Origin of the sequence: Photorhabdus antumapuensis (assembly GCF_020387775.1) — a bacterium.
GTDB classification, from domain to species: domain Bacteria; phylum Pseudomonadota; class Gammaproteobacteria; order Enterobacterales; family Enterobacteriaceae; genus Photorhabdus; species Photorhabdus antumapuensis.
Genome location: NZ_JAHZMK010000044.1, coordinates 16,623 through 29,978 on the forward strand (window position 1 = coordinate 16,623; position 13,356 = coordinate 29,978).

The following is a 13,356-nucleotide window of genomic DNA, read 5'->3' on the forward strand; positions in this document are numbered from 1 at the left end:
CAGTGTTTGCAATTATTATCAATTATTTTTTAAGTGCGCTTCTTAGATGGCACATTAAACAACGCAGAAAAATCTTTATTACATACCCTTTGAACAGCCGGGTGTTGAATCATTCGCTCAGCAAAAATCACATAATACTCTTCCTGCACGGCATCCAACCGGCCAATTTCGGCAATGTCATTATCTGCAAAAATATCATTGGCATACAAAGATGGCGCCACGAAAATCGCATTATGATACATACCAAACGCTTTCATTAACGCGGCATCATCAAACTCACCGAGCACTTCAACCTGAAGATTTTTATTACGGATCCAAGTCAACAACTTACGCCCTAACATAGAGCGACGCCCTGGAACCAATAAGCGACGTTCCTCCAAACATTCCGGGAAAGGTTTTTCCGGGATAGGTTGTCGGCAGAAGAAACTCACATTACATTCACCCAGTTTTACTGAGAACAGCCCTTCCTGTTGGGAAGAATCCACCGGGCAATCAGACAATATCATATCGAGTTTGTGCTGGCTGAGTTGTTCCAGCAACAGTTCATGGGTTGATTCAAAACAACGTAGATGAATCTGCTCATGTTCCACAACCGCCGTTTCCAATACCTGGCTAACCAGACGTTTGGACAGTGCATCAGCAACACCAACATCAAATAGAAGATTAGATTCACGGCTGTAGTTAACGATATCCAACATCTCCTGGCTCAGCATAAACATCTTATCCGCATAGCGGAAGATAAGCTGCCCTAGCTCTGATGGCACTAATCCCCTGCCCTGACGTTTGAACAGTTTCCCTCCCAGACGCTCTTCCAGCGCTTTTATCTGTCCTGTGATCGTCTGAGGTGTTAGATAAAGCGCTTCTGCCGCCCCAACCACAGATCCTTCCTTGCAAACATGCCAGAAATAATAGAGATGATTAAAATTCAGATGTGACACCCGCATACGTTTTTCCTTATGTATCGCTTTCGTCTGATAGACAACGCCAGCCATACATTACTAATCCACCGTCTTCCGGTGATTTTCTGTTTTTTCACTACATAAAGTATCCGCGATACAATTTTAGCTGTTGTACCGCAAATACAAAAATGATGAGTCAGTCCAGAAATTTTCTCTAAAAGGTAGAACTTCATTTGGCTAAATTAATGAATTTATCACCACTCTGCCATCACTTTTTCTTTGGTAAGACCATTCGTAACAAGCCATAACCCATAAACGCAGCGATGGTTGAACCCATCAGAATACCAAGACGGGAATAGGTACTGAAAGATTCATCGACTCCTTCAAAAGCCAATCCTGAAATAAAGATAGACATAGTAAAACCGATTCCACAGAGAACAGAAACCGCAAATATCTGTTTAAGATTAATCTGCTGTGGCAATTTAGCAAATCCGATCTTAATAGAAATATAGCTAAAAAGAAAAATTCCCAATGGCTTACCAAGAAACAGCGCCACAGCAATGCCTAACGGTAATATATCGGTCAAACCATTTAACGTAACGCCATTCAAGGCTACACCTGCATTGGCAAAAGCAAATAATGGCAAAATAAGATACGCCACCCAAGGATGCAAACCATTCTCAAGTAATTCAGATGGTGAATGACCATTCTGACCACGCAGAGGAATCAGAAAACCAACAATAACGCCCGCCAGCGTTGCATGAACACCCGATTTCAAGATGCAAACCCAAAGGATAGCGCCAACAACCAGATAAGCCGATGTTTTTTCGACACCACGCCAATTCATCCAAACCAGCAAAGCCATCATTGCTGCTGACAGTCCAAGCGCCACAAGAGAAACAGTTTTGGTATAAAACAGAGCGATAATCACGATAACGCCCAGATCATCAATAATCGCTAGCGCCAACAAGAAAACCTTGAGTTCTGTTGGTACTCGCTTAGACAATAGCGCCATCACACCCAGGGCAAAAGCAATATCGGTTGCCGCGGGAATAGCCCATCCCTGACGGGTAAACTCATCATTGCCATTAAATAGTAGATATATCAGTGCCGGAGCAACCATACCACCTATCGCCGCTATCACCGGAAATACTGCCTTATCACGCCCGGCCAAAGAACCTTCCAGCAGTTCCCGCTTTACTTCCAGACCAACAATCAAAAAGAAAACAGCCATTAAGCCGTCATTGATCCACAACAATAAGGGCTTATTGATCTCCAGTGCAGAGAATTGCACTACCACCGAAATATTAAGAAATTGCTGATAAATACCCTGTAATGGCGAGTTTGCCATTATCAGCGCAATAATGGCAGCAATAATAAGAAGGAGCCCTCCAGCCGCTTCTAATTTCAGGAATTGACGAATAATTGCTGTCACGATGATTAACCTCTGAAACTGATCGGCCTTAAATGGTACTCTAGCTATGGTTTCGAAAAAAATCGATTTTATAACCAGAATAATTCGCTATAACCGATCTATTGATGATCTACATCTCAATAAAATAGATTATCAATCAGAGGAAATCATTAAATGGGAGAGACCCTATTTATCTTACATTAGCACCAATTTCCCGCATCTTAGCCAAAATGCGGTTTAAATCATCTTCTGATAGTGTTAACTGTGTTGCTATATAGAATAGAATGTGCGGAGACATAACACGTGGAATCTTCCCTCCCGTGTATTTTCTCCATTGGTTGTTGCCGGAAACTCCCGCTAAATCGGCCATTTGTTCTCCTGTAAAGCCTAATTCTTCTTTGAGCTTAATGAGATCTTCAGTAGTAGGAGGAGAATAATTGTCAATCAGTCGCATAAGTATTCCAGAACAAAGCCCCTTATGGGGCCAATTAATTAAATGAATTTGAGCAATAGAGTTGTGATGGTAGCTACCGCACCAATAAGGCTAGAAGCAACAACAATCGGATACCACATAGCTTCACGATTTATCTTTGTCGTTTCCGTCATTAATTTTGCTATTTCAGCATGGATTTTTTCGAGTTCAGCAGTAGTCATTTCATTAGTGCTCATCGTTCTTCCTTTTTTAGGGATGACAGGCTGCGGCCATTCCGCTACCTTAATATATTACATAATAAAAAGTAGCCCTTTTGGGGCTAATTGTCAATATAAATCGTTTAATTTTTAATCGCAAAGTATTTGTATTCGATATGAATTCATATTATGCAAAATATATTTTTTTCAGAATTTATATAGCTAGATAATCTCTAAAAATTCGGCAGATAAAATAAAAAAACATAATAATAACGAGAAAGCAGAATGGATAATCAGTGGATATTAAAACTGGTTGTATACCCTTCATCTTTCAAGCTGCTGCTTTGTTGGCTGCTTTCACTCACCCCAGTCACATCGTTATCTATGCTCCTGAGGATTCGTTCACTTGCCGCCGCGCTGCAACTTGAAATCTATTAGGTATATTGCAATATTTAAATACAAAAACAAACATTAAGAATATTATCAAGATACATTAATTACTTGAAAAACAAATTAACATCGATTAATAACCAACAAATCATCTTTACATCCAATAACACTTTTCCTTTTAGTAGGCATTATTGAGTGATATTCCTCGCTATTGGTGACAATAATTGGCGATATCATCTGAATTTTATTCTTTTGAAGAAATTCCAGATCAAAATTAACTAATACCTCGCCAGCAACCACTCTCTGCCCTTCTATAATTTGCAAATTAAATCCTGCTCCTTGTAAACCGGCCGTTTCAATACCAATATGAATTAATAATTCCACTCCCTGATCGGAAATTAAACCAATAGCATGTCCAGTCGGCGTAATCATTGAAACCTTGCCATTAAAAGGCGCCTTAACCACGCCTTCGATAGGAATAATAGCAATACCATCACCAATAATTTTTTCAGAAAAAGTGTCATCAGGTACACTTGAGAGAGGTTCTATTGTACCGCTCATTGGAGAAAGTAATGTAATTTTCTTCGTTTTTGAAAAGCGTGGCTTTATTAATACTATAGAATCAACATTAGATTCTAATTTCATTAATAAAGTGGATATAAACGCCACTAAGAAACTACTAACAATGCCAAGCAAAATAAAAATAAAGTTATTGCTATCTTTTTGCATATAAAAAGGTAATGACACCAATCCCGGCACACTAAAAGCAAATATTTTCACAGAGAAAATACCCACAATAGCCCCACCAACTGCTCCCCCCATTAATGCAGCATAAAAAGGTTTTCTTAATTTAAGCGTAACACCATACATTGCGGGTTCAGTTACGCCTAAAAAAGCAGAGAATGAAGATGAATAAGCTAATGATTTCATTTGTCTATCTTTAGTTTTAATTGCAACTGCTAATGTCGCACCAGCTTGGGCAATATTACTAGCAAAACTGATGGGTAATAACATAAAATCGTATCCGAGAGATTTAAAATTAGCAAAAACACTCGGCAAAAAGGCATAATGCACCCCAGTAATGACTAAAATAGGTATTAATCCGCCTAACAATAATCCCGCAAATGGCCCAGCTACGGAAAATAATATTAAAAGCCACTTTTCAAGATACAAACCCATGGTATTTCCCAACGGGGCGGCAATAATCAATAGAATAGGCGCAGAAATTAATAAGACCAATAATGGTGTAAATATTATTTTTAATATCGTCGGAATAAACCTATCGACCCACCTATGAATATAACTAAGCAGCCAAACACCTAAAATAATTGGAATGGCAGTATAACTATAATGAATAGCGGGAACAGTAATACCAAATACACTGAAATATCCGCCACCAGAACTGCTCACAAGGTCAGATAATGTTGGATAAATTAAAATACACGCTAACGTGGCTGCAATAAATTCATTTGTTTTAAATTTTCTTGCCGCTGAAAAAGCCAAAAGAACAGGCAAAAAATAGAGAGGTGTATCAGAAAGAATATATAATAGTTTATACTCATTACTCTGCTCTGAAACCCAATCCATCATATAGAAAAAAATTAATCCACCTTTCAGTAAACCCGCCCCTACAATTGCTGGCAATATGGGAACAAATATGCCTGAAATGATATCAAGAATATGACTAATGAAACCCTTTTTTGAACCATCATGATTTCCTTCATTTTCTTTTAATTGCTTAATTATTTCACTAAATATTTCAACAACTCTATTACCAATAATTATCTGTAATTGCCCGCTGTGAAAACGCGCCCCCATAACCCCCTGCATTTTTTTTATCGCTGCAATATCTACTTTACTATCATCTATAATATTGAAACGCAATCGGGTAACACAATGCCAACTTTTATTTATATTTCCTCCTCCGCCAAGAAACATAATGATCTCTTCTGCAAAATCTTCATCATTCATCTTATCCCCCCACCTCTAATCTATTACCAAAAAAAACCAAAATCACATAAATATACTCTCATCTAATACTACTGGAGATTGACAGATCCACTTATTATAAATCTCTGCTCTTGTGACTATCATTAACCACCCGTTCTATATGAATGACTAAATAAATCAATTCATCATCGGGCACTTGCCATTGGTATTTTTCCCTCAGATATTTAATTAGCTTAACTGCACAGTTGTAGCTTTTGAAATACTTTTCTTCGATCAACTCTTGCAGAGAAAAATCCATCTCAATCGCAGAAGAATGCTCATTTTTATTTTGTCTAATCAGGAAATAGCGCAAATGCGTAATAAAACGAGAGTAATTCACAGATGTTGTATCAAGGTTAACATGAAAATAGTAGTGAATGAGTTTAACCGTTTTATTAATCAAATTCGTTAATTTTAATGTATCTCCCATCGTTTGCCCTTCATATTGCGCATTCACAAAATGCAAGGCAATCAATGAGGCTTCTATCGGCGGTAATGGCTTTTCAATCTGGTCATTAATATGGATAAGCGCCTGTTTACCGACTTCATATTCTAACGGGTAAAGGTGAGGGATCTCCCATTGTAAGACATTACCAATCTGATATCCTTTACTCACACGCTCAAATGCAAAGTTTAAATGTTCCGACAAAGTAATGAGTAATGAATCGTTGAGAGATTTGCCAAGAAGATCTTTCCCTAATGCGATAATTTTCTCGGTTAGCTCTATCACTGAGATTGGAATAGTCGCAAGAATTTGATTAATTTTATCGTTCTTTTCAACAGTGAAAACTTTTTCAACATCTTGAATATTAAGCCTATCGCCTTTTTTTCTATTAAAACCTATGCCCTTGTCCATTAGAATAACTTCATTATTATTCTCATCAATGGCAAGAACGACATTATTATTTATGAGTTTTACTATCGTTAACAAAAGAGATACCTTACAGGATAAACCATTATCTACACCAACCTATAGAATAGGTGAAATATATTTGTGACCTGGTTGTGCCTGATCTGATCAGCAACACTCCTGTACACTATATTCATTATGTTATCTTTCAGGCTAAGTCATAATTTTTATAAAGTCAACGACACAGCAACGTATTCAACCTGCTTAGGATATTTATGATAAACATCACATTTTCACCAAAATTACATTTAATGACTTGCAAATGTTACAATGAGTAATTAGTTTTTAGCCTATTGATATAGGCTTGTTACCGACTTAGTTGTAACTGATGTCGGGCAAAACCTAATCCATCACGCTACAGTCCCCTTATTCCAAGGCTATTGTAGATGGTGGGTTAGGTTTTTTTTTACCTTAAATTTGGCCTTTCGCTGTTTTCAGCGTATTAAAATGAAGGGGAAGTCCAATGAGATACGAAAGTCTGGCTGAGAAAATAGTCAGCGCAATAGGAGGGAAAGAGAATATATCTAGCCTGGTCCATTGTGCCACTCGTTTACGATTTAAACTTAAAGATAATCGCCTGGCCAATAGCGAATTACTCAAACAGACTGCGGGAGTTATTACTGTAGTAGAGAGTGGTGGGCAATATCAGGTGGTCATTGGTAGCCATGTAGGCGATGTTTACGACGATATTAATCGTAAATATTTACAAGATGATGCAGAAGAAGCCGAGGTTAAACAAAATCCAACTTCACAGCAAGAGATAAAACGAGATAACTCCAGAGGCTTAAAACGTATTCTTGATGTCGCCATTGATATTATTTCCAGTATTTTTACCCCTCTATTAGGTGTATTGGTCGCAGCCGGATTAATTAAAGGCATTCTCGCTTTATCCGACGTATTCCATTGGATGAGCATAGACAGCGGTACCTATAAAATTTTATATGCTACCGGCGATGCAATGCTCTATTTCATGCCTATTTTATTAGGGTATACCGCAGGTAAACGGTTCGGAGGCAACCCTTTTATTACTATGGTTATCGGGGCAGCTTTAACCTATCCAACCATGACTGAGGCATTTAAACTTTCGCAAACTCCCGCTATTCACCTCAGTTTCCTTGGTGTTCCTATTACTTTCATTAATTATAGCTCAACCGTTGTTCCCATTATTTTATCAGCATGGTTTAGCTGCTTACTGGAAAAGAAGTTTAACAGTTGGTTTCATTCCTCCTTCAAAATGTTTGCCACACCTTTCCTATGTCTATTGATTACGGTTCCTTTGACTTTTCTAGTTATTGGCCCTATAGCAACAGAGCTTAGTGATAGCCTGGCAGCGGGATATCTCTTTTTCTATCAATTAAATCCGGTCATTGCTGGACTCTTGATGGGCGCATTGTGGCAAGTTTGTGTCATTTTCGGTCTGCATTGGGGGCTTATCCCAATAATGATCAATAATATGATGACCCAGAAAAAAGATATGCTCTCTCCACTGCTCCAGCCAGCAATATTTGGTCAAGCAGGTGCAACTCTGGGGGTATTTTTACGTACACGCGATAAAAATATGAAAGCATTATCAGGTACCGCACTGATATCAAGCCTCTTTGGCATCACTGAGCCGTCTATTTATGGTGTCACACTGCCACTAAAACGCCCATTTATTATCGGTTGTATTGGCGGGGCACTTGGCGGAGCCATTGTCGGTTTCTATTCAGGAACAGCATATAACGCTGGCGGCATGGGTATCTTTGCGTTTACCTCATTCATTTCTCCCTCCGGCATAGATAGTGCTTTCTGGAGTGTCATATTAGGTTCGTTAGGTTCATTTGTCTTCTCCTGTATCGCAACCTATTTATTCGGTTTACCATCAGAAGTAAAAGCTTCACCAATAACATCCCGTACAAAAAATTAATTTAAACTCTAAGAGGAAGAATCATATTAAGAGGATATCTTCCAAGTTTAACGAGCAATTAACAAGAGGCAAATCATGAAAAAACAATTTCCAAATAACTTCCTTTGGGGAGGAGCACTGGCTGCAAATCAAGTTGAAGGAGCCTATCAAATAGATGGCAAAGGGTTATCAACCTCAGATATGCAACCCTACGGAGTCATTGGTCACAGCATAGAACGCAATTTGGGTTATTTTCATATTAAGGATATTGGCATCGATTTTTACCACCGTTATCCTGAGGATATTGCGCTATTTGCTGAAATGGGCTTTAAATGCCTGAGAACCTCTATCGCCTGGACACGTATATTTCCTGAAGGAGATGAGGAAATACCGAACGAAAATGGTTTGGCTTTTTATGATCGCCTGTTTGACGAAATGATAAAATATAATATTCAACCATTGATTACGCTTTCCCATTTTGAAATGCCTTATGGCTTAGTAAAAAAATATGGTGGTTGGGGAAATCGTGAAACCATTGCGTTTTTTGACCATTATGCCAGAACTGTTTTTGAACGTTACCAACATAAAGTAAAATATTGGCTGACATTCAATGAAATTAATATGTCTCTATTCTCTTGTTTTACCAGCGCAGGATTACCAGAAAAAAGTAAAATTCAAGATATTTATCAGGCGCTACATTATCAATTAGTTGCCAGTGCTAAAGCAGTTAAAGCCTGCCATGAAATTATTCCTGATGCAAAAATAGGTAATATGGTGGCAGCGGCACCATATTATCCATTAACTTGTCATCCCGATGATGTATTAGAATCATTGAAAAAGAATCGCGAATGGTTGTTCTTCTTTGATGTACAAGCTCGTGGATATTACCCATCCTATATGTCCCGTCTATTTGAAGAGCAAAATATTACACTTGATATAACAGATGAAGATAAAAAAGCACTCAAAGAAACCGTTGATTTCCTCTCTTTCAGTTACTACATGAGTAGTTGTGCGACGACAAATCCTGAGATTATCAAGACCTCAGGGAATATCATTAATCCAGTGAAAAATCCTTATCTGCCTAGCTCAGAATGGGGATGGCAAATCGATCCCCAAGGCATTCGCTATCTTCTCAATATGCTATATGACCGTTACCAGAAACCCCTATTTATTGTAGAAAACGGTTTGGGTGCCAGAGATGTTATTCAAGATGATGGCTCTATTATTGATGATTATCGTATTAAATATCTCAACGATCATTTATTTCAGATACGAGAAGCCATTGAAGATGGCGTTCAATTATTAGGATATACTTCATGGGGGCCAATAGATTTGGTCAGCGCCTCTACAGCGGAAATGTCAAAACGGTATGGGTTTATTTATGTCGATCGCGATGACCAAGGCAATGGAACATTAGAACGGCGGCGTAAAAAAAGTTTTAGTTGGTATAAAAAGGTGATAAGCAGTCACGGCAATATCCTTCAAGCCCCGGAGGAAAAAAATGAGAATAACCAATAAATTTCTTTTACTCACGATTCCACCTATTTTTCTTTATAACAATATCACTGTGGCCGCAGAAAATGACTGTAGCTCATATGATGCCCTTTTACCAAGAGGACCAGATACCTATCGTGTTCACAACGGAATCTATTGGACTAATAGTTTATCGTATACTCATCACCCATCAGTGGCACCGAAAGAGGATGATGCCTATAACTTGCTCACACAAATTACTGTTAGTTTATAATTTTCAATTCAAACAAAAAGTCCTCATTTAAAACGAGGACTTTTTACCAGTAATTCGAGTTTTATTTAGCAATCCAGCTCTATATATGTGGAGATATCGACTGTTACTTGGTCAAATCATCAAAGAATTTCTTTACGCCATCGAAGAAACTTTTAGAACGTGGGCTATTCGTTTCTTCGCCGGTACCACCGAGAGATTCACCCAATTCACTCAGTAATTCTTTCTGTCTTTCATTCAATTTAACTGGCGTTTCTACCACTACCCGGCACAGTAAATCACCCTGAATGCCACCACGGACAGATTTAACACCTCTGCCTTTCATGCGGAACATTTTGCCTGTCTGGGTTTCAGCAGGTATTTTCAGTTTCACACGACCATCAAGGGTTGGTACTTCAATTTCTCCGCCCAGTGCCGCCATTGCAAAGTTAACCGGTACTTCACAATAGAGATTACTTTCTTGACGCTCAAAAATATGGTGCGATTTCACCTGTACTTGAACGTACAGATCACCTGCGGAAGCACCTTTAGCTCCGGCTTCACCCTCACCACTCAAACGAATGCGGTCACCGGTATCCACACCCGCCGGGATCTTAACAGACAGGGTTTTGTATCTTTCAACTCGCCCATGACCATGACATTTATGGCAAGAATCTTTAATGATCTGACCACGGCCATGACAGTGTGGACAAGGTTGCTGAACGGTGAAGAACCCCTGACGCATATGAACCTGACCAGCACCTTGACAGGTTGAGCAGGTTACAGGGCTGGTTCCTGCTTTAGCGCCGCTGCCATGACAGACATCACAGGTTTCCAATGTCGGGATGCGGATCTCTTTGGTCACACCACGAACCGCTTCTTCCAGCGTCAATTCCATGCTGTAACGCAAATCAGCACCGCGGCTTGGACGCTGCTGACGACGACCACCGAAGATATCACCGAAAACGTCACCAAAGATATCGCTAAAATCAGCGCCGCCGCCGCCCATGCCGCCTTGTTCAAAAGCAGCATGACCATATTGGTCATAAGCAGCCCGTTTCTGGTCATCCGTCAGAATTTCATAAGCTTCTTTAACTTCTTTGAATTGGCTTTCCGCCTCTTTATCACCCTGATTACGATCAGGATGATATTTCATCGCTAGCCGCTTATAGGCTTTTTTAATCTCTTTTTCGCTCGCTGTTTTGGAAACCCCCAAAACTTCGTAATAATCTCTTTTCGCCATCTCTTATTTTACCCTTAACATGCGCACACGGGCGCAGAGTTCCCTCGACGCCCGTGCCGGTTAATCAGCAACAGTTGTCATCATCTAACTGTCACCGCGCCCGCTAAGGGCTATTATTTTTTATCTTTAACTTCTTCGAATTCAGCGTCTACAACGTCGTCATCTTTCTTCGCGCTGTCACCCGCGTCTGCGGTTGCACCAGCCTGAGCCTGCTGCTGAGCGATTTCCAACAGCTTAGCGGAAGCCTGAACCAAAGCCTGAATTTTCGCTTCAATATCCGCTTTATCTTCGCTTTTCGCTGCGGTTTCTAGCTGAGTGATAGCACTTTCAATCGCAGTTTTATCTTCTGCTGGCAGCTTGTCACCCGCTTCTTCTACTTGCTTACGAGTACCGTGAACCAGTTGATCTGCTTGGTTACGTGTTTGTACCAATTCTTGAAATTTACGATCAGATTCAGCGTTAGCCTCTGCATCACGAACCATCCGTTGAATTTCTTCCTCATTCAGACCAGAAGATGCCTTAATGGTGATCTGCTGTTCGCGACCAGTGTTTTTGTCTTTAGCAGATACATGCAAAATACCGTCAGCATCAATATCAAAAGTCACTTCAATCTGAGGCATACCACGAAGTGCTGCCTGAATACCATCCAAATTGAACTGTCCCAGAGATTTGTTATCACCGGCACGTTTACGCTCACCCTGCAACACATGGATAGTTACCGCAGACTGATTGTCTTCTGCCGTAGAGAACACTTGGCTGTGTTTGGTTGGGATCGTGGTGTTTTTCACAATGAGGGGAGTCATTACGCCACCCATCGTTTCGATACCCAGAGACAGTGGTGTAACATCCAGCAATAAGACATCTTTCACATCACCGGCCAAAACACCGCCCTGTACCGCAGCACCCATTGCTACCGCTTCGTCAGGATTCACGTCTTTACGTGGCTCTTTACCGAAGAAGTCAGCAACCACTTTCTGTACCATTGGCATACGGGTCTGACCACCCACCAGAATGACATCGTTCACATCAGAAACTGACAGGCCAGCATCTTGCAATGCAACCCGTACAGGCTCCATACAACGTTTAACCAAGTCTTCTACCAGTGATTCCAGTTTCGCACGAGTCACTTTGATGTTCATGTGCTTAGGACCGGCTGCATCTGCGGTGATATATGGCAGGTTAACATCGGTCTGTTGTGCAGAAGAGAGCTCAATTTTTGCTTTTTCCGCCGCTTCTTTCAGACGTTGCATTGCCAATGGGTCGTTACGCAGATCAATGCCTTGATCTTTCTTAAATTCGTCAACCAAATAGTTGATCATACGGCTGTCGAAGTCTTCACCACCCAAGTGAGTATCACCGTTGGTTGCCAGCACTTCATACGTCTTTTCGCCGTCAACTTCATCGATTTCGATAATAGAGATATCGAAAGTACCACCACCAAGGTCATAAACCGCGATTGTACGGTTACCCACTTCTCTGTCCAAGCCATAAGCCAGTGCAGCCGCAGTTGGTTCGTTGATAATACGTTTTACTTCCAGACCTGCGATACGACCAGCATCTTTGGTTGCTTGACGCTGAGCATCGTTAAAATATGCAGGTACGGTGATTACCGCTTCAGTCACTGGCTCACCCAGATAATCTTCCGCTGTTTTCTTCATTTTCTTCAAAACTTCAGCAGAAACCTGAGGAGGAGCCATTTTCTGGTCTTTCACTTCCAGCCATGCGTCGCCATTATCTGCCGCAATAATTTTGTATGGCATGATAGCTACGTCGCGTTGCGCTTCTTCGTCTTGGAAACGACGTCCAATCAGACGCTTAATAGCAAACAACGTATTTTGCGGGTTAGTAACAGCCTGACGTTTAGCCGGTTGACCAACCAGAGTTTCACCATCCTGGGTATAAGCAATGATGGAAGGGGTTGTGCGATCACCTTCGCTGTTTTCCAGCACACGAGCTGTCGTGCCATCCATAATAGCTACACAAGAGTTGGTAGTTCCCAGGTCGATACCAATAATTTTACCCATCTAAACGCCTCCAAAGAAATTCGTAATCAGTCAAGTTGCTAATCAATATGAGGATAACTCTCTGCTTTTCAATGGCACCCATTTTTATGCCTCTACACGATTCCTCACCTTTGCTTTATACACCGGCTGTATAGGACAGCGATTAGCAACTGCGGTTGATTATAAGATGGGGTCGTTAAAGCCATCATCAAGGGGGATGAGAAAAAAAAACCTTTTTATTATTTCACAGGTCATTGTTTCCTTGCTGAC

At 40.4% G+C, this 13,356-nt stretch carries 10 protein-coding genes; 2 read left to right on the top strand and 8 right to left on the bottom strand.

The window, feature by feature from the left end; translation table 11 throughout:
• Positions 1-29: 29 nt before the first annotated feature.
• The 6 genes from nhaR to KZ793_RS16790 form a co-directional block, all read right to left on the bottom strand.
• Entirely contained in the window at positions 30-944 is a 915-nt protein-coding gene (nhaR, locus tag KZ793_RS16765; RefSeq protein WP_225816406.1) for a transcriptional activator NhaR, read from the bottom strand.
• A 223-nt stretch (positions 945-1,167) separates the two neighbouring features.
• Entirely contained in the window at positions 1,168-2,334 is a 1,167-nt protein-coding gene (nhaA, locus tag KZ793_RS16770) for a Na+/H+ antiporter NhaA (RefSeq protein WP_225816377.1), read from the bottom strand.
• Between the two features lie 169 nt (positions 2,335-2,503).
• Positions 2,504-2,767 carry a helix-turn-helix domain-containing protein gene (locus KZ793_RS16775; protein ID WP_225816378.1) on the bottom strand — a complete coding sequence of 88 codons (264 nt, stop codon included), beginning with the start codon at positions 2,765-2,767 and terminating at the stop codon, positions 2,504-2,506.
• A 38-nt stretch (positions 2,768-2,805) separates the two neighbouring features.
• Entirely contained in the window at positions 2,806-2,982 is a 177-nt protein-coding gene (locus KZ793_RS16780) for a hypothetical protein (protein WP_225816379.1), read from the bottom strand.
• Between the two features lie 474 nt (positions 2,983-3,456).
• Positions 3,457-5,304, bottom strand: a complete 1,848-nt coding sequence (locus KZ793_RS16785) for a beta-glucoside-specific PTS transporter subunit IIABC (RefSeq protein ID WP_225816380.1) — start codon at positions 5,302-5,304, stop codon at positions 3,457-3,459.
• 94 nt (positions 5,305-5,398) lie between these two features.
• Positions 5,399-6,253 carry a PRD domain-containing protein gene (locus tag KZ793_RS16790; RefSeq protein WP_225816381.1) on the bottom strand — a complete coding sequence of 285 codons (855 nt, stop codon included), beginning with the start codon at positions 6,251-6,253 and terminating at the stop codon, positions 5,399-5,401.
• A gap of 442 nt (positions 6,254-6,695) precedes the next feature.
• Here KZ793_RS16790 and KZ793_RS16795 point away from each other — a divergent pair, with 442 nt between their 5' ends.
• Together KZ793_RS16795 and KZ793_RS16800 are read left to right on the top strand one after the other, a co-directional pair.
• Positions 6,696-8,138 (top strand): PTS transporter subunit EIIC, encoded by a 1,443-nt coding sequence (locus tag KZ793_RS16795; RefSeq protein ID WP_225816382.1) that lies wholly within the window; start codon positions 6,696-6,698, stop codon positions 8,136-8,138.
• A gap of 75 nt (positions 8,139-8,213) precedes the next feature.
• Positions 8,214-9,635, top strand: a complete 1,422-nt coding sequence (locus tag KZ793_RS16800; protein ID WP_225816383.1) for a glycoside hydrolase family 1 protein — start codon at positions 8,214-8,216, stop codon at positions 9,633-9,635.
• Positions 9,636-9,967: 332 nt separating this feature from the next.
• On the opposite strand, the gene dnaJ is transcribed toward KZ793_RS16800, so the two are convergent.
• Both dnaJ and dnaK read right to left on the bottom strand, forming a co-directional pair.
• Positions 9,968-11,083, bottom strand: a complete 1,116-nt coding sequence (gene dnaJ / locus KZ793_RS16805; protein ID WP_225816384.1) for a molecular chaperone DnaJ — start codon at positions 11,081-11,083, stop codon at positions 9,968-9,970.
• Between the two features lie 113 nt (positions 11,084-11,196).
• Positions 11,197-13,107: a molecular chaperone DnaK gene (gene dnaK / locus KZ793_RS16810; RefSeq protein WP_225816385.1), complete on the bottom strand. Its 1,911-nt coding sequence runs from the start codon at positions 13,105-13,107 to the stop codon at positions 11,197-11,199.
• Positions 13,108-13,356: the final 249 nt, after the last annotated feature.